This window comes from Niabella sp. ZPM-14 (genome assembly GCF_055693045.2).
In genome coordinates this window covers 2,533,975-2,556,908 of record NZ_CM181148.1, presented here as the reverse complement: position 1 = coordinate 2,556,908, position 22,934 = coordinate 2,533,975, and the positions used below count along the sequence as shown (strand labels likewise).

At 45.8% G+C, this 22,934-nt stretch carries 22 protein-coding genes; 17 read left to right on the top strand and 5 right to left on the bottom strand.

The genetic code is table 11. The annotated features are described in order from the left end of the window. Nucleotides 1-355: 355 nt before the first annotated feature. From ACU37H_RS10785 to ACU37H_RS10765, 5 genes are all read left to right on the top strand, one after another. Nucleotides 356-1,318, top strand: coding sequence for a KpsF/GutQ family sugar-phosphate isomerase (locus ACU37H_RS10785; protein ID WP_472701503.1), 963 nt, complete (start codon nucleotides 356-358; stop codon nucleotides 1,316-1,318). 3 nt (nucleotides 1,319-1,321) lie between these two features. Beyond that, nucleotides 1,322-2,404: a mannose-1-phosphate guanylyltransferase gene (locus ACU37H_RS10780; RefSeq protein WP_472701504.1), complete on the top strand. Its 1,083-nt coding sequence runs from the start codon at nucleotides 1,322-1,324 to the stop codon at nucleotides 2,402-2,404. 7 nt (nucleotides 2,405-2,411) lie between these two features. Next, a complete protein-coding gene (locus ACU37H_RS10775) occupies nucleotides 2,412-3,134 on the top strand; it encodes a 3'-5' exonuclease (protein ID WP_472701505.1) in 723 nt (240 codons plus the stop codon). 243 nt (nucleotides 3,135-3,377) lie between these two features. Next, nucleotides 3,378-4,130 (top strand): outer membrane beta-barrel protein, encoded by a 753-nt coding sequence (locus ACU37H_RS10770; protein WP_472701506.1) that lies wholly within the window; start codon nucleotides 3,378-3,380, stop codon nucleotides 4,128-4,130. 144 nt (nucleotides 4,131-4,274) lie between these two features. Then, nucleotides 4,275-4,601: a DMT family transporter gene (locus tag ACU37H_RS10765; RefSeq protein ID WP_472701507.1), complete on the top strand. Its 327-nt coding sequence runs from the start codon at nucleotides 4,275-4,277 to the stop codon at nucleotides 4,599-4,601. On the opposite strand, the gene ACU37H_RS10760 is transcribed toward ACU37H_RS10765, so the two are convergent. The 3 genes from ACU37H_RS10760 to ACU37H_RS10750 form a co-directional block, all read right to left on the bottom strand. Further along, nucleotides 4,598-5,686 carry an NAD-dependent epimerase/dehydratase family protein gene (locus ACU37H_RS10760; protein WP_472701508.1) on the bottom strand — a complete coding sequence of 363 codons (1,089 nt, stop codon included), beginning with the start codon at nucleotides 5,684-5,686 and terminating at the stop codon, nucleotides 4,598-4,600. The genes ACU37H_RS10765 and ACU37H_RS10760 overlap by 4 nt on opposite strands. A gap of 113 nt (nucleotides 5,687-5,799) precedes the next feature. Next, entirely contained in the window at nucleotides 5,800-7,152 is a 1,353-nt protein-coding gene (locus tag ACU37H_RS10755) for a M12 family metallopeptidase (protein WP_472701509.1), read from the bottom strand. Nucleotides 7,153-7,649: 497 nt separating this feature from the next. Continuing rightward, nucleotides 7,650-8,897 (bottom strand): PQQ-dependent sugar dehydrogenase, encoded by a 1,248-nt coding sequence (locus tag ACU37H_RS10750; RefSeq protein WP_472701510.1) that lies wholly within the window; start codon nucleotides 8,895-8,897, stop codon nucleotides 7,650-7,652. A gap of 184 nt (nucleotides 8,898-9,081) precedes the next feature. Between ACU37H_RS10750 and ACU37H_RS10745 the strand changes: the two genes are divergently transcribed. From ACU37H_RS10745 to ACU37H_RS10700, 10 genes are all read left to right on the top strand, one after another. After that, complete coding sequence (locus tag ACU37H_RS10745) at nucleotides 9,082-9,900, top strand: SCO family protein (RefSeq protein WP_472701511.1); 819 nt, start codon at nucleotides 9,082-9,084, stop codon at nucleotides 9,898-9,900. After that, on the top strand, nucleotides 9,872-10,411 hold the full coding sequence (locus ACU37H_RS10740; protein WP_472701512.1) for a DUF420 domain-containing protein: 540 nt from the start codon (nucleotides 9,872-9,874) through the stop codon (nucleotides 10,409-10,411). Before ACU37H_RS10745 ends, ACU37H_RS10740 begins: the two co-directional genes overlap by 29 nt. A gap of 125 nt (nucleotides 10,412-10,536) precedes the next feature. After that, nucleotides 10,537-11,493: a fibrobacter succinogenes major paralogous domain-containing protein gene (locus tag ACU37H_RS10735; protein WP_472701513.1), complete on the top strand. Its 957-nt coding sequence runs from the start codon at nucleotides 10,537-10,539 to the stop codon at nucleotides 11,491-11,493. Nucleotides 11,494-11,753: 260 nt separating this feature from the next. Further along, a complete protein-coding gene (gene murA / locus ACU37H_RS10730) occupies nucleotides 11,754-13,061 on the top strand; it encodes a UDP-N-acetylglucosamine 1-carboxyvinyltransferase (protein ID WP_472701514.1) in 1,308 nt (435 codons plus the stop codon). A 39-nt stretch (nucleotides 13,062-13,100) separates the two neighbouring features. Continuing rightward, nucleotides 13,101-14,027 carry a bestrophin family protein gene (locus ACU37H_RS10725; RefSeq protein ID WP_494407541.1) on the top strand — a complete coding sequence of 309 codons (927 nt, stop codon included), beginning with the start codon at nucleotides 13,101-13,103 and terminating at the stop codon, nucleotides 14,025-14,027. A 405-nt stretch (nucleotides 14,028-14,432) separates the two neighbouring features. Then, the gene (gene gmk, locus ACU37H_RS10720; protein ID WP_472701516.1) at nucleotides 14,433-15,008 is read left to right on the top strand and encodes a guanylate kinase; all 576 of its coding nucleotides are present in this window, start codon (nucleotides 14,433-14,435) and stop codon (nucleotides 15,006-15,008) included. 69 nt (nucleotides 15,009-15,077) lie between these two features. Then, nucleotides 15,078-16,325, top strand: coding sequence for a hemolysin family protein (locus ACU37H_RS10715; RefSeq protein WP_472701517.1), 1,248 nt, complete (start codon nucleotides 15,078-15,080; stop codon nucleotides 16,323-16,325). A gap of 126 nt (nucleotides 16,326-16,451) precedes the next feature. After that, the gene (gene tatC, locus ACU37H_RS10710) at nucleotides 16,452-17,309 is read left to right on the top strand and encodes a twin-arginine translocase subunit TatC (RefSeq protein WP_472701518.1); all 858 of its coding nucleotides are present in this window, start codon (nucleotides 16,452-16,454) and stop codon (nucleotides 17,307-17,309) included. A gap of 11 nt (nucleotides 17,310-17,320) precedes the next feature. Continuing rightward, entirely contained in the window at nucleotides 17,321-17,773 is a 453-nt protein-coding gene (gene rpiB / locus ACU37H_RS10705; protein ID WP_472701519.1) for a ribose 5-phosphate isomerase B, read from the top strand. A 189-nt stretch (nucleotides 17,774-17,962) separates the two neighbouring features. Further along, nucleotides 17,963-19,495 carry a M28 family peptidase gene (locus tag ACU37H_RS10700; protein WP_472701520.1) on the top strand — a complete coding sequence of 511 codons (1,533 nt, stop codon included), beginning with the start codon at nucleotides 17,963-17,965 and terminating at the stop codon, nucleotides 19,493-19,495. 105 nt (nucleotides 19,496-19,600) lie between these two features. Here ACU37H_RS10700 and ACU37H_RS10695 read toward each other — a convergent pair whose 3' ends face one another. Both ACU37H_RS10695 and ACU37H_RS10690 read right to left on the bottom strand, forming a co-directional pair. After that, entirely contained in the window at nucleotides 19,601-20,524 is a 924-nt protein-coding gene (locus tag ACU37H_RS10695) for a hypothetical protein (RefSeq protein ID WP_472701522.1), read from the bottom strand. 214 nt (nucleotides 20,525-20,738) lie between these two features. Beyond that, complete coding sequence (locus tag ACU37H_RS10690) at nucleotides 20,739-21,716, bottom strand: deoxyhypusine synthase family protein (RefSeq protein ID WP_494407540.1); 978 nt, start codon at nucleotides 21,714-21,716, stop codon at nucleotides 20,739-20,741. Nucleotides 21,717-21,863: 147 nt separating this feature from the next. Between ACU37H_RS10690 and ACU37H_RS10685 the strand changes: the two genes are divergently transcribed. Together ACU37H_RS10685 and ACU37H_RS10680 are read left to right on the top strand one after the other, a co-directional pair. Further along, nucleotides 21,864-22,139 carry an autorepressor SdpR family transcription factor gene (locus tag ACU37H_RS10685; RefSeq protein ID WP_472701524.1) on the top strand — a complete coding sequence of 92 codons (276 nt, stop codon included), beginning with the start codon at nucleotides 21,864-21,866 and terminating at the stop codon, nucleotides 22,137-22,139. A gap of 102 nt (nucleotides 22,140-22,241) precedes the next feature. Beyond that, the gene (locus ACU37H_RS10680) at nucleotides 22,242-22,907 is read left to right on the top strand and encodes an SdpI family protein (protein ID WP_472701525.1); all 666 of its coding nucleotides are present in this window, start codon (nucleotides 22,242-22,244) and stop codon (nucleotides 22,905-22,907) included. Nucleotides 22,908-22,934: the final 27 nt, after the last annotated feature.

Genomic DNA, 22,934 nt, shown 5'->3' with positions numbered 1-22,934 from the left:
CCACTTATCTCTAATAAAAAAATAATATTTGAAACGACGCCCCGGTTGTTACCGGTATCCAAATACCAGCACTAGGCCGTTGCGTGATGACTCTATATGACCGAAAAAAGGTGGAACATATAAAAGGGCGTGCTAAGTTAGTGCAAGTATTAAAATTGTTGGTCTCAAAAAAGAGGAAAGAATAAAAAATAGACTAAGATCATAAAAAATTGGCGTTTTTGTCATCAATTACCCAATATTTGCGGGTCTGATATCATATAAGTCTGCTCCTTAATGGTCTATCCGGCAGGTGCATGTATTAATAAAAGCTTTTGTTTTTGTACCAGAACTGATATTTTTGCCCTTTACGCCGGTTATGCAGCAAACGCCTAAACATATTGCCCAAAGAGTTATAGCCATGGAGGCTGCCGCGATAGCCGATCTGAACCGGTTAATCAACGAACAATTTGACCTGGCGGTCGATTTATTGTTACAATGTAAAGGCCGGGTCGTATTGACAGGCATCGGCAAAAGCTCCATCATAGCGCAAAAGATCGTCGCAACCTTCAATTCGACGGGAACGCCTTCCATCTTTATGCATGCCGCAGATGCGCTTCACGGCGACCTGGGCATTGTACAGGAAAACGATATCGTTATCATCATCAGTAAGAGCGGCAACAGTCCGGAGATCAAGGCATTGATCCCGCTGATCAAAAATTTCGGTAACAAGCTGATCGCTATATCCGGAAACGAACACTCGACGCTGGCCCAGCAGGCGGATATTTTTCTCGATACAACGGTGTCACAGGAAGCTTGTCCCAACAACCTGGCTCCTACTACGAGCACTACAGCGCAATTAGTGATGGGTGATGCTCTGGCGGTCTCATTGATGGAGTTAAAAGGATTCAGGGACGGAGACTTCGCTAAATTTCATCCCGGCGGAACCCTGGGCAAGAAGCTTTATTTAAGGGTCGCTGATGTATTCAGTCATAATGAAAGGCCGTCGGTCTTAGCAGGACAGTCGCTTAGAGAAGTGATCGTAGAAATCACCCGTAAAAGGCTGGGTGTGACCGCCGTGGTAGACGAGGCCGACAACCTGATAGGAATTATCACAGATGGAGATTTAAGGCGCATGCTGGAAAAAAAGTCGGATATTGAAACCGTATTGGCCGGCGACATTATGACCATCAGCCCGAAGACCATTGCCGAAGAAGAACTCGCGGTCACGGCGCTGGATCTGATGCGTAAAAACGCCATCACACAGCTGGTCGTTACAAATAAAAGCAAGTACAAGGGCATTATACATATTCATGACTTACTAAAAGAGGGGTTAATTTAAAGTATGAACAAGAATCAATACGTTGCGATCATGGCAGGTGGGATAGGGAGCCGGTTTTGGCCAAAAAGCCGCACTAATTTTCCCAAACAGTTCCTGGATATCCTGGGAACAGGGAAAACACTGATTCAGTCTACTTTCAGCCGCTACCGCAAAGTGGTGCCCCTGGAAAATATTTATGTGGTCACTTCGGAAGACTACGCCAGCATTGTGCATGAGCAACTGCCGGATCTGCCAAAAGAAAATATCGTGGCAGAACCTTTCCGGAAGAACACTGCGCCTTGTATCGCTTATATCGCATTCAAGATACACGAAAAAGATCCCGAGGCGGTGATGATCGCGGCTCCTGCCGATAACCATATTCCAGATGAGGAGAAATTTGTGGAAGTGATGAAAAAGGCGCTCGATTTTGTGGGCCATATCAACGCCATCACCACCGTCGGTATTATGCCGACCCATCCTAACACGGGTTACGGGTATATCCAGCACGAAGCGGCAGAAGTGGCGCCCGGAATATACAAGGTGAAAACCTTTACGGAAAAACCGAATATGGAGCTGGCACAGGCGTTCATCGACAGCGGAGACTTCCTGTGGAACAGCGGCATTTTCACCTGGAAATGTAAAACCATCATACAGGCGTTCGAGCAGCACCTGCCCGAGGTGTACGAGTTGTTTCAAAGTGAAAAAGAACTGCTCAATACGCCGGAAGAAAAGAAGACGATAGAGTCGGTTTATTCTCAGTGTCCGAGTATCTCTATCGATTTCGGCATCATGGAAAAGGCCAGCAATGTGTACATTATCCCCGCATCCTTCTCGTGGAGCGACCTAGGCACCTGGAACAGCGCCCATAACAACATGGAGAAGGATTATTTTGACAACGCGGTGGTAGGAAAAAATGTAATGATATTCGACACCAACAATTGCATGGTACATACTTCAGATAAGAAGCTGGTGTTGGTGCAGGGTCTGGAAGATTATATTGTAGTAGATACCGACGATGTGTTGATGATCTGCAAAAAAGAGAAAGAGCAGGAGATCAAAGATTACGTGTCAGAGATCAAAAGAACCAAAGGCGACAAATATCTGTAACCATAACATGTTTCTGAGCTACCCCATACAAAACATCTTATTTCTCGATATCGAAACGGTACCGCAACAGCCGGGCTATGACCAGCTCGCTGATGACTGGAAAGATCTGTGGCAGGCCAAAGCGATGGTATTGCTCAGAAATCGCGAAGGGGAAACTCCGGAGTCCATTTACGAACGGGCGGGTATTTACGCAGAGTTTGGAAAGATCATCTGCATCAGTTGCGGCGTGATGCAGGGAAGTGAAAACAATCGCAAGCTGGTTATTAAATCTTTTGCAGATGCGGATGAAAAAAAATTATTATCCGGATTTACAGAGATGCTCACCAAATGGAGCAGTTATGAACCCAAATTTCTGTGCGCCCACAACGGGAAGGAATTTGATTTTCCCTATATCTGCCGGAGACTCATCATCAATGGACTTCCTATCCCCGCTTTGTTAAATATGGCGGGTAAAAAGCCGTGGGAGATCAATCACCTCGACACCATGGAGCTTTGGAAGTTCGGAGATTATAAAAGTTATACCTCCCTCAACCTGCTGGCATGCAGCCTCGGCATCCCCACACCGAAGGATGATATCGACGGCAGCATGGTCGCCAAAGTATATTACGAAGAAAAAAACCTCGAACGGATCATTACCTATTGTCAGAAAGACGTGATCACATTATCCCAGGTCTTTCTGCGTTTTAACGGGGAACAGCTCTTACCCGCGGGATCTATCGAAATAAAATAGCCCTTGATTCATGGTGGTTGGCTTCAACCGGTAATTGAAAGAAATAGATCTAATTTCCGGAACCTGGGTTCATTAACCTATTTTTAACCGAAATACAAATATATTTGCGCCGATTTAATGTATTATTATCACTGGGGTCAAGGATCAGTGCCTGACTGTTTCAATGAGAAATAGAGGTTGCGAAGCCGATACACTGCAGGTTGAATAAGACCATTAAAAGATAAAACAGAAAAAAATACACAAATGAAAAAAATGCTGTTCGCCGTTTGCGCCTTATTACTTGCAGGAAGCGTGTTTGCACAGGTAGACACCGTTGTTTCCCCTGCGCTTGTCGTAAGCGAGCCGGCCAAAAAGCCGAAGAAAAAATACAACCTGACAAATCGAGCTAACGACCATTTCCTGCTGCAGTTGGGATATACCAGCTGGATGGACGCGCCCGATAGTATTAGCACCAAAGGCTTATCGCGCAGCATCAACGCTTATTTCATGATGGACTTTCCCTTCAAAAGCTCTCCGCAGTTAAGTGCTGCTGTTGGGTTGGGTATAGGTTCTGATCACGTCTTCCTCGATCAGCAATTTGCTGATGTAAAAGGAAGAACATCCACAATGAGGTTTAATGGCTTGGATACCTCCGTTGTTGATATTAAAAAGACTAAAGTAGCCACAGCGTATGCCGAGCTGCCTGTGGAGCTGCGCTACACGGCCAATCCGGAACAAAGCGACAAGAGCTTCAAAGTAGCAATCGGTGTGAAAGTGGGCACTATGTTGAAAGGCGGGACACGCAGCCGTATCACGGAACCGAATTCCTTACCCAATTACCTGTTGAAAGAATCGAGCAAAAATTATTTTAATACTACCCGCATCGTTGGTACAGCGCGGATCGGGGTGGGTCATTTCACTGTATTTGGAACCTACCAGTTTACCAGCCTGCTGAAAGCCGGAGCGGGACCACAATTGAAGCCCTTCACTTTAGGTCTGACCTTCGGAGGACTTTAAGACGCATCACATCTTATTTTTTTAGCGGCAGTGATGCCGCTTTTTTTATGTTGAAATGACAGACGGATCATCTGGTCTGGCCTTGTTAAATAAAGGCTCCTTAATGCAAGGCTGGAAGTAAATTTGCGGGACAATTAAAAAAACATGAACTGGATCATTTTAATCATTGCAGGTTTATTCGAAGTGGCGTTTGCCTCCTGCCTGGGAAAAGCGAAAGAGAGTACGGGTGCCGCGATGTATGCCTGGTACGGCGGGTTTCTAGTGTCGTTGACCATCAGCATGCTGTTGCTGGTGAAGGCAACCCAGACGTTGCCCATAGGAACGGCTTATGCGGTTTGGACAGGAATCGGTGCCGTAGGTACCGCTTTAATGGGCATGTTGTTCTTCAAAGATCCGGTGAATTTCTGGAGGGTTTTTTTCATTGTTACATTGATTGCCTCCATCATCGGGCTCAAAGTCGTTTCCCACTAAGCTTTTGTTGAGCCGAGTGCTGCCAGGTATTGTCTGCAGGCTTTCTGGATCGTTACTTCGAGCGGCGTGAAAGCAAAGCCAGGCAAGGCTTCCAGCAGCTTGCGGTTGTCAAACTCCGTGAAACTGTTCGCTACTTTCGCGCTCTCTTTTGTTAAGAGCGGCTTCTTACCTGAGAACAAAGATTTCAGCTTTTCGACGCGCCAGGCAATGCCCGACAATAAAGGTGTTGCTTCTTTCGACGGGCGCTTCTTTTCAAAGCCGTCTGCCATGGTGTCAAACAGCTTGCGGAAAGGCCAGTTATCATTACAAACAATATATCGTTCTTCCGTGATACCGGTTTTCATCAACGCTACGGTTGCGCGGGCAACATCTTCAACATCGGTAAACCCGTTGACGCCGTTGGTATACCATTTAAACTCATTGAAAGCATTTTTAAAAAGCCCGCTGCTGCCCTGGTCCCAATTGCCAAAACCCAACACCGTTGCGGGGTTGAGCACCACACCTTCAAGACCCTCCGCGAAGCCCCGCCATACTTCCAGCTCTGCGTTGAACTTGCTGATCGCATAATGTGTGTTGGCTTTACTCTCTTCCCACTGCGCCTTTTCACTCACCATCCCGCCTTCCAGTTTTCTTCCGATAGCTGCGACGGAACTAATATATACCAGCCGCTTCACCTTAGTTTCAAGCGCAGTGTTGACCACGTTCTTCGTTCCTTCCAGATTGACTTTATACATCCGTGCGCGATCCTTTTTATGAAATGAGACAATGGCCGCGCTATGAATGACCGTTTCCACATCCTGCATAGCATCCGCCAGGGACACCACATCCAGGATATCGCCCTCGACCCACTCCACCTGTTGTAGAATAGAAGGCTCGATAAACGCGGGAAGCTGCGCCGCAGGCCGCTTAATCGCCCTGACAGAAAACCCCTGTTGCAGCAACTCTTTAATAATATAAGCGCCCACAAAGCCGGTGCCGCCGGTGATTAATATTGTTGATCGCGGATCGATAAACTGATTTTTGGGCGAAAATACGTGATTCCTTTTCTTAAGCTGTAAATAGTAAGCATCAGCTTTGATGTTCATGCATCATCAGGTTGCTGAAACCTGCGCCGGATACTAATAATGCAGAAAGACGGCCTCCCGGACCGCCTTCCTGTATTAAATGCTACATAGCTTATTTATCCCGGTGTATTTCGTTATTGCTGTGCTACCAAAGTGAATTTTTGATGATCCATCGTTGTATTTCTGTAGAGGATCGCCGGCGCTCCCTGATAACCGTTCGGTGCATCCACCGCATAGATAGAGGAGTAAGGATAGAAATAAGGATGGAGCGTAATCGTTTTATCCGGATGAGTGGTCACAGAGAACAGCTGGCGACCGCGGCCCGCATAATTACTTACTGTTAGTACATTGTAATACCAGTAATACCGCTGACGAGAGATTTCGAGCACCTGGTTCTTGTCAGCTGCTGATTCAAAGACCCAGACATCCTTGGCTACCTCAGCGGCAATCCACTGTTGAGAGGCGTTTGGCTGGCCGGTTTTTTTATTCAGCACAATATGACGTGACGAAGGATGAATATCAAGCACTTTGTTGTCGGTCGTGGCCATGATCAGGTATTTACCGCCATCCTGCAAGACGCCTGTTTTTGTTACCGGGGGAGCAGGTGGTGTCGGGGGAGTTGGAGGTGTAGGCGGTGGAGTGGGTTCTGGCTCGGTCGTTTTATCGCCATACAGATGTTTTAAACCCATAATATCGCCTTCACTCAATGTAGAATTTTGTGAAAAAGTGGATCCGTCCAGACGCGTCATCACGGGTCTTCCATTGGCTGAGAAATCATAAGACCCATAGATCATGATCGACTTAAAGTCAAACTCGCCTACGCCGATATAACCGGGAGAAACCTGGAAATTAAAATCTACGCCGGGATGAGCATTCCTGAGATCGAGCCTGATATACTTATCTCTGTCGGGCCGCGTTTGTTCGTGATTCACCCCCAGGGCATGACAGATCTCATGAATAACAATGCCTTTAACATTGTTATAGAGATTAATCGGCTGGCGGCCTCCGATCATACCAATATAAGAGCTGTTTTCATTGGCAGAAGCGAAATAACAGTAATTACTCTGATTGGTTCGTTCAACAAACTTCAGCGCAGGGACTGCTTTGGAAAGGGTCGACATGGCATCGAGAATCGTTGCCCGCTTGGCAGCGTCGCCGATAGTATAGTAAACCACTCCATCCGGCCAGAGCTTCACCAGGTTGGTCACGACGGTGCTGCGCTGAATAGAAGAAGGATTCTTGCTCCAGGACTTTATTAAATTAAACTGCTTGTCAGAAAGCAGGATGTCGTTTGAAAAGTAATAATGACCATCTTTTTTATTAATAGTGATCGCATTTCCATCTACCATGAAAGACTCGCTGCCGTTTGCGGGCAAAGGGTCGGTTCCTTCAGCAGAGGGTTCGTATGCATTTTTTTTACAGGATGCCAATAGCAATGTGAAGACACACAGCACCGAAATGGTGCGTGATAACAAGTTTAGTTTCATAATAAAAATTTAGAAGTAAGAAAATAATCAGCAGATACCCGGCCGCTCCCCACGGACCAGGCCATGCAAAGCCTGGTCCAACAGGCCGCGTGGCCTGGCGAAGAGCGGAAAAGTAATGGGTTATCTGCTGGTAACAGGAAAGCGATTGTCATGAGAACATCTCAGCTTTCTCTGCGCTTTGGTACGGATAAAATAACCGGAATAAAAACGCTATGCAGCGAATCAACCTAAATAGTCAACAGCTTTTTGTTGGTAAATAGAAGACATACAAAAAATTGGTTTACAAGTAAAATAATATCAATGTTTAAACAATAAACATAGTAGGCCGCAAACGTATGTTAAAAAAATGATATAGAAAAATCTTTTAATATTTGCCTTTCGGACAATTATAATTCAACGCGTTCCGATGTAGATTTGACGAGCAGGTATCAAAAAACGCCCCTCCAAGAGGGGCGTGTGGTAATAACTATTTTAATAGCTGCAAATTATGCTGATCCTTATTTTTTACCGATGCGATACAAGCGGCCATGCGCTCCGTCACAAACGGCGTAGAGGGCACCATCTTTTCCTTGTACCACATCGCGGAAGCGTTGTTGCTGATCCGCAAGCAGTCTTTCTTCGCCCACCACTTTATTGTTCTCAATTTTCAGCCGTGCAATGTGCGAGCCGCTCAGGCATCCGATGAACAAATTGTTTTTCCATTCGGGAATCAGGTCGCCACTATAAAAAGTCATGCCACTGGGTGAAACCACCGGATCCCAATAATAAACCGGCTGTTCCATTCCTTCTTTCTGAGTGAGACCATTGTTGATAGAGTCTTTATTATATTCAAGTCCGTAGGTGATCACGGCCCAGCCATAATTTTTTCCGGCCTCCACGCGGTTCACTTCGTCTCCGCCAAACGGACCAAATTCATTTTCCCACAGATCTCCGGTTTCGGGGTGAAGGGCCAGACCTTGCACATTGCGGTGACCGTAGCTGTAATTTTCAGCCATAGCTCCGGCGGTGCCTGTAAACGGATTGCCTGCAACAGGTTTTCCCTCTTTGGTGATCCGCACTATTTTTCCAAGGCCGGTGCTGAGGTCCTGCGCTTTGGGCCTGGTTTTCAGGTCGGATCTTTCCCCGGTGCTTACAAACAGGTTGCCATCTTTATCAAACAATATGCGACCACCGTAGTGAAGCGTACCCGCAAACGCAGGTGTAGCGCGGTAGATCACCACCGGGTTTTCAATACTTTTTTCATCAGCGGCCAGTTTTCCTTTGGCGACCGCCGTCAGCGTTCCTCCATCGAAGTTTTCAGCGAAGGTCCAATATACCATCTTGTTGCTGCCAAAGTCAGGATCGATCGTAACTCCGAGTAAACCGCCCTGTCCGTTCGAGTTCACTGCAGGCAAACCGATGATTGGTGCAGACAGTTCACCGGCGGTGGTTGCGATGCGCATGGTGCCGCCTTTCTCCGTGATCAGCAGCCGCCCGTCTGGCAATACTGCAATGCCCCAGGGGTTGACAAGATTTTCGGTCAGGACTTTTACATCGAGCGGAGTGGTTGTCTTCATGCCTGCTACGCGGGTCTGGCCTTCAAAAGCGGGCTTGTATTTCGTATTCGGATCTTTGGTTTCAACTGGTGGCAGAGCGGGTTGTTCCGGCTGTTCTGCCTCGGGCGTCTGGTTGTCTCTGGAGCTACAGCTATAAAAGCAAAACAGAGTTGCCGCTGCAAATACCGGTAATAGTCTTCTGGAGAGCATAAGAAAAGTTTTTAAATATTTGATTGATGGCCTAAAGCTAACGATACATTCAATATGGCTGGCAAATAAAAAAAGAATAAATCGTGCCAGCCTATGGGTTTATTTTGCGAATTTTGCGGAAATTTTAGCCGGCCAATCAACTTTTCCCGGTTAATACAGTTGTTTTTTAAATCATATTCCAATATTGAATAAAAAAGGTTTATATGCAGTACTGATGGCCTTGTTGCTGCCGCTCATCTGCTACTTTGTTATCAGGCACTACAGCGACGAAGCATTATCCATGCCCGGTCATTATATGCCGGACAGCATCAGAACCCGCCTGGAAAATGGGAAACAAGTGGCAGACACGACCTGGCACCAGGTCCCCGATTTTCAACTGATCAACCAGGTAGGCGATTCCGTCAGGTTGAGCGACTATGAAGGAAAGATCATCATTGCCGACTTCTTTTTTACGCACTGTCCCACGATCTGCCCGGCATTGACCAGCAATATGAAGTCGCTCGAAACTTCCATTACCAACGCACAACGGGTGGGCGACAAGACCAATCATAATGTTCATTTTCTGTCATTTTCTGTCGATCCTGAAAGAGACTCTGTGGCGCAGTTAAAAAAATGGGCCGATCGCTTCCAGATCAATCCCGAACAATGGGATTTGCTGACAGGCAATAAGAAGACCATTTATGACCTGGCCATCAACGACCTGCGGCTGGGATTGGTGGACGGGAAAGGAGTGGATACCTCATTTATACATACCGATCATTTTGTACTGATCGATGGAAAGCGACACATCCGTGGTTATTACCATGGCCTTGATTCAGCTGATATTAAAAAGCTGTCAAGAGATGCTATCCTGCTGACACTGGAAAAAGACCGCAGTAAAAAAAGCGGACTGCCTGTAAAGGTATTAGCCATTGCGTTTCTCGTTGCCGCGGTCGCTGTCGGCTTGTTTATGATACTCTTTAAAAAAAGCAAAAATGTTGAGGTCAACCTGGAAGAAAAATGATAAAAAAGCGAACTGGCTTATAATTACTTTTTCCGTAATCGTCTTTTTAGTAGTAGCGGCGCTCGGCCGTATAGAACTGCAGGTAGATCTCGGTTTTGATGTTCATATTTTCGCTTTGATCAATGCGTTTATTAACTCTGCGGTGTCAATATTATTGATAGCGGCGCTGCTGGTAGTCAAAAAAGGAAAGTACGAGTTGCATAAAAAGCTCATGCTCGTGGCCATGGTCTTATCCATTCTTTTCCTGGTCAGTTATATCTGTCACCATCTGTTTGCCGGCGACACCCGGTTTGGAGGCAGCGGCGCTATCAAAACCTTTTATTACATCATCTTATTCACGCACATACCCCTGGCCGGTATCATTCTTCCCTTCATTTTATATACCGCGTATCGAGGTCTGATCGGTGAATTTGCGAAGCACAGAAAGATCGCCAGGATCACCTGGCCGCTTTGGTTATACGTGGCCGTTACCGGAGTTTTGGTGTACATTATGATTAGCCCTTATTATTAGGAGTTAATTTTACATCAGTGAATAGACTTTATTTTATCTTTCCTAAAATTATCTTCGCGAAGATGCTGCATCATGTAACTGTGCATAACATTGATGCAACTATTTTGACCACAAGAAACTAACGCATGAATAGACGAATTAACTTACACCGATTTTTTTTGATATGTATTGGCTGCATTATTGTGTTCTGCAAATGTAAAAAAGAGGAGAGGGCTTTACCACGCGTTTCAACAACTGCTGTAACTAAAATTTCGACAACAGGGGCCATTTCCGGCGGCATAATAATAACAGATGGAAATTTACCTTTAATCGAAAAAGGTCTCTGCTGGAACACAACGACAAATCCCACGATTCTTGATAAAAAAATTATTCATACAGGAGAAGGGAATAGCTTTACAGAGGATCTAAAAGGTCTTAAGACCAGCACCACATACTTTATAAGAGCATTCGCGACCAATGCCTTGGGTACTGGATATGGATCAGTTATCGAGTTTACGACAAACGCACTTGATATAGATGGCAACGTATATGAAACGATAAAAATTGGAAATCAAGTTTGGTTAAAGAAAAACCTGAAAACGACGCACTATGCAAACGGTGATCCGATACCAAGGGTGATTACTGATTATGAATGGGAGCAAACGAAAACCGGAGCTTATTGTAATTATAAAAATGATGAGGAGATTGGAAACTCGAATTATGGCAGACTATATAACTATTATGCAGTTGCTGACGAAAGAGGAGTTTGTCCTACCGGATGGCATATACCAAATGATGATGAATGGAAAGAGCTTTTACTTTTTTTAGGAGGAGTTAATGAAGCAGGAGGTAAATTAAAAGAAGGAGGCACTAATAATTGGCTAAGTCCAAATACCGGGGCGACAAATAGCTCCGGATTCACTGCTTTACCAACCGGGTATAGGGCTTATGGAGGTTTTTACAGTATTGGCAAAACTACTTTTAACTGGTCAAGCCCATCAAGCAGATTCATGAATGTCTTGTCATTTGATCGATCAATAGTTGCCGGTACAAGCAATATCCCGTCTGCGTATGGATTACCCATTCGTTGTATTAAGGATTGATTTAATGGCTTCGTTTAGCGTTATAAGTTTTTTGCGAGCCTCATCGATAAAGATATTCATGCAAGCACGGGCATGCCATTTTTCAATGTGAAAAAACCAGCAGCTGTAACAAGCATCTCTCAGATGCCGCAGAGATCAGAAACCGATCAGCAAACACCTGTATTACCAGTAAGAAAAAATGCTGCGCACTCTTCAAACAATCTATATTTCAAAAAAGCTTTTTACTCCTATCTTCGTTTTATTAAAACTTACCGTAAAGAATGAGCGTATTTGAAGTACACGGAGGAAAATCTTTGAAGGGAGAAATCGTCCCTCAGGGCGCGAAAAATGAAGCGTTGCAAATTATAAGCGCTGTGATGCTGACCCCTGAAGAAGTCACTATCAATAATATTCCTGATATACTCGATGTTAACCTGCTGATAGAGCTTTTGTCCGAAATGAACGTAAAGGTCAATCGCCTCAGCCGGAGTTCGTGCACGTTCCAGGCAGATGATGTCAACATCGATTATTTACATAGCCCTGAATTCAAAAAGAAAAGTGGCCGCCTCAGGGGAAGTGTGATGCTGGCGGGAGCCATGCTCGCGCGATTTAAAAAAGCATTTATTCCTAAGCCGGGCGGCGATAAGATCGGGCGCAGGAGATTGGATACCCATGTGATCGGTTTTCAGAAACTAGGCACTCAGTTAGATTACAGCCGCCAAGACGGTTTCTTCCATCTCACCGCAACGGAGTTGAAAGGAACCTATATGTTACTGGACGAGCCTTCCGTAACCGGAACCGCTAATATCGTTATGGCCGCAACGATGGCCAGGGGTACCACGACTATTTACAATGCGGCGTGCGAGCCTTACCTGCAGCAGCTTTGTAAAATGCTCAATCGCATGGGCGCGAAGATCAGCGGCATCGGCAGCAACATGCTGATCATTGAGGGCGTCGACTACCTGGGCGGTACTACCCACGCGATGTTGCCCGACATGATCGAAGTGGGTTCTTTCATCGGAATGGCCGCCATGACGCAAGGTGAAATAACCATCAAAAATGCGGGCATTAACGATCTCGGCATCATCCCGGAAAAATTCCGGCAACTGGGAATCGAAATGGAATTCAAGGGAGATGATATTTTCATTCCGTCCCAGGAAAGCTACACCATCCAGAAATACCTTGATGGAGGGGTCTTGACCGTTTACGATCATCCGTGGCCGGGCTTTACACCCGACCTGTTGAGCATTGTATTAGTTACTGCCATCCAGGCCAAGGGTAGCGTGCTGATCCATCAGAAAATGTTTGAAAGCCGCTTGTTCTTTGTAGATAAACTTATTGAAATGGGCGCCCAGATCATTCTCTGTGACCCACACCGCGCCGTAGTGATCGGCTTGGAAAGAGAACATAAGTTGCGTGGCATCACGATGAGCAGCCCCGACATCCGCGCCGGGGTTGCACTCCTGATCGCCGCGCTGAGCGCCGAAGGAAAAAGCATTATCCAGAATATCGAGCAGATCGACAGGGGATACCAGAATATCGACGCGCGCCTGCAGGCGCTGGGTGCCGACATTAAGAGAAGTGAATAGTTAACACGTTGAAATGTTAACAAAGAAAGAACAAACCCCTTGTCAACATTTCAATTTTTAAAACTGTCAACTAAAACCATGCGCTACTACAATACAAAAGACTGGGCCAATATTTTATTCCGCGTAACCAGGGCAGATGTGTTGCGCCGGTTATGGTGGATCCTTTTGATCATCGCGGCCTATTCTGCGCTGATCGCCTTTCTCGAACTGGAGTATTGGAAATTATCCGAAAAAAGTGTGATCCGGAATCTTCCGATCCTGCATTCCTTGCTGGGTTTCGCGATCTCGCTGGTATTGGTGTTCAGAACCAACACCGCCTACGATCGCTGGTGGGAAGGGCGCAAGCTGTGGGGCGCTTTGGTAAACAACTCGCGCAACCTGGCCCTGAAGTTATCTGTGGTGTTGCGAGAGGATCAAAAAGAAGAAAGAGAATTTTTCAGAAAAATTATCCCCGGCTATGCACTGGCGTTGCACCAACATCTGCTGAAAGAGCGCACGCGGATCATGCTCTTTGATGAAAACGATCAAACTAAAAAAATTCTTTCTTCCATCGATGCCGAAAAGCATGTGCCCAACCAGGTTGCGGGACTGATCTATGAGCATGTTAAGAAACTATACAGAAATCAGACGATCAGCGGGGAAGTGTTGCTGTTTCTGAACAATGAACTCCAGTCGTTTACCGATATCTGCGGTGCCTGCGAGCGCATCAAAAACACACCGATACCATCCTCTTACGGTGTCTTCATCAAACGATTTGTCCTGATCTATCTCCTCACGTTGCCGTGGGGATATGTGTTTCAGCTGGGGTATTGGGTGGTGCCCGTCGTTGTCTTCATCACGTATGTGTTGGCCAGCCTCGAGCTGATCGCCGAAGAGATCGAAGATCCGTTTGGTGGTGATGAAAATGATTTACCTACGCATAAGATGTCGGAAAATATCCGGAAAAGTATCGAGGAGATCTTATAAGAAAGGTCCCCGTAATAGTTTCTTCTCGATGGCAAGGTAGCTCTATCCGGTAATATGTGAATGACAACCGCTACTATATTACAAAGCCTCGCTTAAAGTTTGCTTAAGCGAGGCTTTGTTGTCTTGACTCCTTAAATCAGGATAAATGCGTTAATCCTTCCGCAAAAGTGGTGTGGCAAACGAACTCATCAATTAAGATGATCCTGATCTGAACCCGGCGGATCGTTGTCTAACGTTTCATCGATCAATCATTATAGCCAGGTTTTAAAGAAAGCTAGGTGGGCGCATATTCAGGCAATATATTACGGATATATTAAAATTACCATTAGGGAAAAGCCGTGTATAAAGCGTCATTTACAGGTGCTTCAGATTTTTTTCTCCCGGCACAATTGCCGTAATTTGTGTATGGCTTCCCAAAACAAAAAAATAATCATCATTACAGCGCCTTCGGGCGCCGGTAAGACGTCCATCACTCATTACCTGCTTCAAAAATTTCCGCAACTGGCCTTTTCCATTTCGGCCGCAACCCGCGCTCCGAGAGGAAATGAAGTAGATGGAAGGGATTACTACTTCATGAAGCTGGAAGATTTTCAAAGCAAGATCCAAAAGAATGAATTTGTAGAGTGGGAGATGGTGTATGAAGGGAAATATTACGGCACGCTCAAATCTGAAATGGAGCGACTCTGGAAAGAAAAGAAATGTCCATTGCTCGATATTGATGTCAAAGGCGCCATTCATGTGCAGCAGCAATTTCCGCAAAGCTCATTATCTATATTTATAGAACCGCCGTCCGTAAGGGAGCTGGCGCGACGGCTGGCCAGCCGCGGAACTGAAACGGAAGAATCTTTGCAAACCCGCGTCAATAAAGCCGAATATGAAATGTCGTTCAGCCACCATTTTGATCACCTTATCGTAAATGATGATCTGCAGGAGGCCTGTGAAGAAGCTGAAAAACTTATTGGCGCCTTCCTGGAACGATAGTTCCCGGCGCGGCAAATTTTCCTATATAAAAATCTTCCATATAAATTCTTCCAGTTGTATCTTTAGGATATGGACACCACTATTATTGCGTGGTCTGCATCACTGTTGTTCATGATGTTTTTTGCAGGGATTGAAATGGCCTTCTACAGTGCCAGCAGACTTAATATTGAACTTAAAAGAAAACAGGACACTGCGACGGGCCACCGGCTGGGTCGCTTTATCGACGCGCCCGCGGTTTTCCTTGGCGTGGCGATTACGGGCTATATCATAGCGCTCACCATATTTGTGTTGCTGACCACAGAGGTAGCCGCCCCTGTGTGGAAAAGCGTGGCGATCACATCCCGCGGCGTGCAGATCTTTCTTGAAATTTTATTCAATGTGCTGGTTGCTTTGATCTTCGCGGAGTTCCTGCCCCGCGCTATTTTCAGAGCAAAAAGTAATTCCCTGCTAAGTGGCTTTTCTTTTCTGTATAACTTCTTCTTCTGGCTATTCTCTCCTTTTGTCAACGGGTTGTTCCTCCTGTCCAACTGGATCCTGAAATATGTATTCAACGTACGGATCGATAAAAACAAGTTGCCCCTCAGCAAGAATGAGCTACGCTTTGTTTTTTCTGACGGACTGAAGGATAATCTCAAGGCGGACACCAGCACCCAGCTGCTCGAAAATGCACAGGAGTTGCCCAATATCCGGATCAGGCAATCCATGGTGCCGCGTAAGGAAGTGATTGGTGTGGATGTAAAGACCCCGATCCATGATCTCTGGGAAAAGTTTATCGAGACCAAAAGGACGCGGATCATTGTTTACGAAGACACGATCGATAATATCCTGGGGTATGTGCATCAGCTCGATCTCTTTAAAAGACCAGAAGACATCAGGAGCATTTTGATCAATATTATGGCGGTGCCGCAAAGTATGAATGCGGTGGATCTGATCTATAAATTCAGCAGTGAAGCCAAAAGCATCGCCTGGGTAGTGGATGAATTTGGCGGAACTGCCGGGATCATCACGATGGAAGATGTGCTGGAAGAGCTTTTCGGTGATATCTGGGATGAATATGACACGGACAAATTTGTCGAAAAGCAAATAGCTGAAGGCGAGTACATTTTCTCAGGTCGCCTGGAACTCGATTATCTTGAGAAGAAGTATGACCTGAATTTTGAAGGACACGAAACAGAAACGCTTTCAGGATATATCATCAATCACCACGAGACCATTCCCGCACAAAAAGAGCGGATTATTATCGGCGATTATGAGTTTGACGTACTGGGCGTCACACACACCCGGATCGAAATGGTGAAGCTGCGCAAACTTAAATAGTGTTGTAAAAGCCTCTGGCTCCCGCCTTATTACTGCCCGTAAAGAGGTCGGCCGTCCTAAAAAAAATCTTGTCGTCCCCCTCAAATCAGCAATTTAAACGCATCTTTGCGTACTTATTTTACGTACATGGCTATAATGGACTTTTTCAAAAAGAGAAATCAGGGCAATGAAGATGAAATGTCTTTCATTGACCACCTGGAGGTATTGCGTTGGCATATTATACGGGCGGTAATAGCTGTGGCGGTATGTGCTATCATTGTTTTTATTTTCACCGACTTTTTTGTAGATGATATTGTTTTTGGTCCAACCAAGAAAGATTTTGTGTCGGTGGATTGGATGTGCCGGATCGGTCAGAAAGTGGGGGTTGGAGAGTCTTTGTGTTTCAAAGAGACGAAGGTAGAGTTCCAGGAAACCACGATGACGGGCCAGTTCATTGCCTCCTTCACCGTAGCATTTATAGGCGGGTTTATCCTCGCCTTTCCATATATTTTTTGGGAGATCTGGCGTTTTGTAAAGCCGGCGCTGTCAGAAAAAGAAACGCGGCAATCGAGAGGCATCATATTTTGGGTCTCGATGTTGTTTTTTATAGGTGTCGCGTTTGGCTATTTTATCCTCACGCCGTTAATGGTCAATTTTTATTTCAACTACAAGTTGAGTGAAATGATCGTGATCCGGCCGGTGTTTTCTGACTACCTGGAAAACGTGATCTACACCACAGTGGGCGTGGGTTTGCTGTTCCAGTTACCGCTACTGATCCTGTTATTGGCGAAGGCGGGTATTGTTACCGCGTCTATGTTGCGCAAATTCAGGCGTCATGCATTTGTCGTAATTTTGATTGCCGCAGCGATTATTACACCCACGACAGATCCATTCAGCTTAGCCGTGGTGGCAGCGCCGCTCTATATATTATTCGAGATCAGCATCGCACTTGCTGCCAGAGGAGAAAGGAAAAATGCGGATAAAGAGGCGGAAGAATGGAGTTAAAAACGACAATCATGGAAACAACATTTGATCTGAAAAAGCCTATTGCCATTGGCAGTGACCATGCCGGCTTTGAAATGAAAGAATTTGTTATCTCCTTTATAGAAGGAAAAGATATTCCTTTCAGGGATTTCGGACCGGATTCAGCGGATTCGGTCGATTATCCTGATTTTGCGCATCCCGTTGCGCAGGCCGTAGCTTCCGGCGAATGTGCGTTCGGTATCCTGCTTTGTGGCAGCGGCAACGGAGTAGCCATCACTGCGAACAAACACCAGGAGATACGGGCCGCTTTATGCTGGGATGACGAAATAGCGGCGCTCGCGCGCAAGCACAACAATGCAAATGTGCTCTGCATTCCTGCCCGGTTCATATCCGAAGACATCGCCGAAGAAATGGTTGATGTGTTCATCAACACCGACTTTGAAGGTGGCCGGCACGCCAACAGGGTAGAAAAGATATCGTGTTAATGGCTCACGGAAAATGACCACCTACCTACAAATTGTTTACAAGCATTGAGGCTTGGGATTCATTTCTTTTTCACGCCTTCGGTTGCAGCGGTATGCATGTCGCTGAATGCAGGTGTCTATCATTTTGATAAACGGTAGCCCGACTTTTACTATTGTTGTCTACATTTACCACTTAATAAGCATTTTTATATGGGAAAACATTTACTATTAGTTGCCTGTACGCTGGCTTACACCGCGGTGCAGGCTCAAAAGCCGGCCAACCCGGAACCGTTCGGTAAAACCATTACCAACGCGGATCTTAAAAAACATTTGTCTATTATCGCCAGTGCTGAAATGGAAGGACGTGACACACCGTCTCCCGGACTTGATAAAGCTGCGGCATATATTGAAACACAATTCAAATCGTTCGGCGTGCAGCCGGGAAATAATGGTAGTTACCGCCAGGAGTTCCAGCTTGAAAAAGACAGTGCCTCCGAATTGTCTTTAAGTATGAACGGACAGGCCTTTAATCCCTGGACAGACTTTGCTCCCTGGATCACCATGCCGAGCAAAGTAGCGCTTGATTTTTCGGATTATGTATTTGTTGGCTACGGGATCGTAGACGAAAAGAGAGACGATTATAAATCTGCAGATGTAAAGGGTAAGCTGGTGATCATGCTGAGCGGCGCTCCCGAAGGATTTACTTCAGACAAGCCACGCCGCCAATCTCCGGTATTTGCCGCCAATAAAATAGAAAACGCTAAAAAGAAAGGAGCTGCGGCTGTTATCCTGATGGTTGATGTGCTGCCTTCCCAGCAGATGCTGAACAGCTACCGGCCGAAGCCAGACATGGCTACGCAGGAAGAATCTGATGCGATCCCTGCCTTCCTGATCAACGACAATATAGTGTCTAAATCCGGTCACACGATCAAAGAGATTAAGAACTCATTAGGTGCGGCGGCTGCCGAGCCTGTTACGCGGCCCATAGCCAGCAGCTTAAAATACGAGTCGGGCAAAAAGACAGCAACGGTAAGCAACGTGATCGGTATTGTGGAAGGCTCCGATAAAAAAGATGAATACCTCTTCGTAACGGCGCACTACGACCACGTAGGAAAAGACGAAAAAGGAAATATCTATTACGGCGCTGATGATGACGGCTCAGGTACAGTAGCCGTGATCGAAATGGCAGAAGCCTTTGCCAAAGCAAAAAAAGAAGGAAAAGGCCCAAGGAGAACAGTGGTTTTCATGACCGTAGCCGGTGAGGAAAAAGGATTGTGGGGCTCTGAATATTATTCAGAACATCCCATCTTCCCGCTGGATAAAACAACTGCAGATCTGAACATAGATATGATCGGCAGGGTAGACACAGAAAGAATGAGCGCCGACACGCTGAACTATGTGTACGTGATCGGGCACAATAAATTAAGCACCGATCTTCCCAAGATCAACGAAGGGATGAATGATAAATACACGAAACTGGTGCTGGATTACAAGTTCGATGATCCCAACGACCCCAATCGCATCTACTACCGTAGCGACCATTATAATTTCGCGCGCAAAGGAGTGCCTATTTTGTTCTTTTATGATGGCATGCTGAAAGCAGACTATCACCAGCCGACAGATACCGTTGATAAGATCAATTTTGACCTTTTGAATAAAAGAGCCCGGATGGTCTTCTATACCGCCTGGGAAATGGCCAACAGGAACGACATGTTGAAAAGAGATTTAAAATTGACACAATAAAAATAAAACACTAACTTTCGGTTGGTCTTTTTTCATATCGAAATAAAGATCGGAAAACCGAAACCCAATTATAAAAAGGGACGCGAAAGTGTCCCTTTTATTATGCTATCTTAAAGCCTTCATTGCTTTGTATTTTTTCACTTCTCTTTTGCTCATCTCTCGGGTGATCACGCCTTCCTCCAATATTGCTTCCAGTTCGCTTCTGTCTTCAAGGATCACGCAAGTGCCGCTGCTCACCACGAACTTTGGTGTAATAATCCCGTATAAACTTTTAGGGTTCGACAGGTTCCGACCTTCGAGGCTTTTAAAATCGGCAGACTTCAGAAAGTAAATAAAAACACTCACGCCAAACAGTTTTTTGTAAGCCCCGTTCATGGCTAGCGGATCATTTGGAAAGACAACATCGCCGGGCGTGACTTTAAAGGTACCCTTCTGAAGAACCGTATATCGCGCCAGCGTTCCGTCTTCATGCTCAATGATCACTTCGTTTTTCTGAGTAGTAAACTCCGCATCCGAATTGTCTCCATATTCATCTTTCATGCTTACGACAATGCCTTTGCGGACGGCAGTCACCATTTCCCTTTTCTTTGTATAGAAAAAATAGCTTTTCCAGTCGGCGGGTTTTTCTGCACCGAAGTAACGCTCGTTGACAAAGCCGGCCTCCATGGCTGTACACTTCGTGCCCGGAGCATAAGGCAGCAAATAGCAAATGTCTTTCAGCCTGGGATTGAGTTTTCCTCTGATGTACCTATAGCTATAACCATAGCCGATACCCTGATCTTTTTTCTCGGGAGGCAACGATAAGATCCGGCCGTGATATCCGTTTATCGAATGAACCAACTGAGGCGTTCGGGTATTGGTCAACGTAGTGAAATCAAAAACAACAGTGTAATAACCAGGACTGTTCTTTTCAAAAGAAAATTCAACCGAGTTGTCGGTTTTTCGTTCAGCAGTTACTTCCAGTTCTCTGTTTTGAGCAGCAGCGAAGCAGCACGAGAATAACATACAAATTGCAGCGAGTTTTTTCATAGCAGTGTTTTTTGGTATTTAGATCAACGTTCCTTGAACCCTTCTTAAGGGATCTTTGTTGAGTCCCACAAAATTACCCGGGGCGCAGCTTCCAACAAAATTTTTATAGTCGTTTACGGCTTTATGATCATTTAGTAAAACGGAGGGATTATTAAAAAAAATGCCGGCTCTAAATAAGCCGGCATTCTGTACGCAATATAAACTGATAAGATTATTACCAACCGAGTATCCAGGCAAACATCAACGGCGCGACAATCGTCGCATCGCTTTCGACAATGAATTTCGGTGTGTGAATATCCAGCTTTCCCCAGGTTATCTTTTCGTTAGGAACCGCACCACTGTAAGATCCGTAAGAAGTAGTGCTGTCGCTGATCTGGCAGAAATAACTCCAGAAGGGAACATCATGCCATTCCAGGTCCTGATACATCATCGGCACCACACAAATCGGGAAATCACCGGCAATACCACCGCCAATCTGGAAAAAGCCAACGCCTTTACCGGACGAGTTATTGCGATACCAGTCTGTCAGCCACACCATGTATTCAATACCGCTTTTCACGGTAGATGCCTGCAATCCTCCTTTTACCACATAGCTTGCGAAGATGTTTCCGGTGGTACTGTCTTCCCAGCCCGGGCAAACGATGGGCAGATTTTTCTCCGCTGCGGCTACGATCCAGCTATCTTTCGGATCGATCTCATAATACTGTTCCAGTTCGCCGCTCAATACTGTTTTGTACAGGAACTCGTGCGGGAAATATCTTTCGCCCTTTGCTTCCGCGTCCTTCCATTGTTTTACAAGATGTTGCTGCAGGCGGCGAAACGCCTCTTCCTCCGGAATGCAGGTATCCGTAACCCGGTTGTAGTGATTCTCAAGAAGGTCCCATTCTTCCTGTGGCGTCAGGTCGCGGTAATTAGGAACTCTTTTATAATGCGAGTGGGCCACCAGGTTCATCACATCTTCTTCCAGGTTGGCGCCGGTACAACTGATAATATGAATTTTATCCTGGCGAATCATTTCTGCCAGCGAAATACCTAATTCGGCGGTGCTCATGGCGCCGGCAAGCGTTACCATCATTTTACCACCTTCCAGCAGGTGTGTTTCATATCCTTTTGCAGCGTCCATCAGGGCCGCAGCATTAAAGTGCCGGTAATGGTGCTGGATAAAATTGGAAACAGGTCCTTTGTTCATCATACAAATTTTTGTTCGCCTTCGGATCACAAAATTGTGAGACAATGCGGCTGCAAAATTACTGGTTTATGATAAAAACAGGCCCGTACACGCTAAAGAATTGGGAATCTGAATATATATTTAGATATTTGTCTAAATATATAAATAAGCGTGAATCTTCAGTCTGTTTTTAAGGCAATGAACGACGCCACCAGGAGAGACATCCTGGAGCTATTGAAAAAGAAGGATATGACGGCCGGAGAAATTGCGGAACAGTTCAGTATTTCCTGGCCCAGCATTTCGCATCACCTCGAGCTGTTGAAACAGGCAGACCTCGTGTCTGCAAAGAAGACGGGTCAGTATGTTCAATATTCCTTAAACACAACGGTAGTGGACGAGATGTTGAAGTGGCTGATGCAGTTGAAGACTAAAACTAAAACGAAGTAAAAATCCGTCATACCAAAACGAGAAGTTATTCCAGGCGATCCTCTGACGGAAAGATTTGTTCAGGCGTGCTCGCCTGACTGAAAAGATTAAAAAACTATACGGATGAAAAAGATCTACAAATTGGTTATTGGCAGCTTGATTCTGGCACCGTCGGTGTTTTTGGCGTTGCTATGGAACAGGATACCGGATCGTGTGCCCATGCATTACGACATCAACGGAGCCGTTGACCGGTACGGCGACAAGTCCGAATTGTGGCTGGTCGTTTTGCTTTTATCCGCGGTGAATGTGGGAACCTACTTTGCGTTGACCAACGTGCACCGGTTTGACCCCAAGAGAAAATATGCAGCTACGGATTTGACACAGATGAAGCGACTGGCCTTTATCATAGTCGCTTTTTTATCGATGCTGTGTATGTACATTGTTTATAGTAGCTTCAGGGCAGAAGAGACATTGAAGCCCAATTTCGTATTCGCAGGGATAGGCTTGCTATTTGCTATGTTAGGTAATTATATGTACAACGCCCGGCCTAATTATTTTTTCGGCATCCGCGTGCCCTGGACGTTAGAAAATGAGGACAACTGGAAATATACCCATCGTTTGGCGGGGAAGCTTTGGGTAGCAGGAGGGTTGATGATCATCCTTTCAAGCCTTATCCTGGCAGCGAAGGAAGCTGTAGTGGTATTTATGGTGATCTTAATCTTGTTGGTGGTCATCCCTGTGATCAGCTCCTTCCTGTATTTTAAGAAATCGAAGACCCGTGACCGCTGAACCAGCGGCTTCGGGATGCAACGCGCA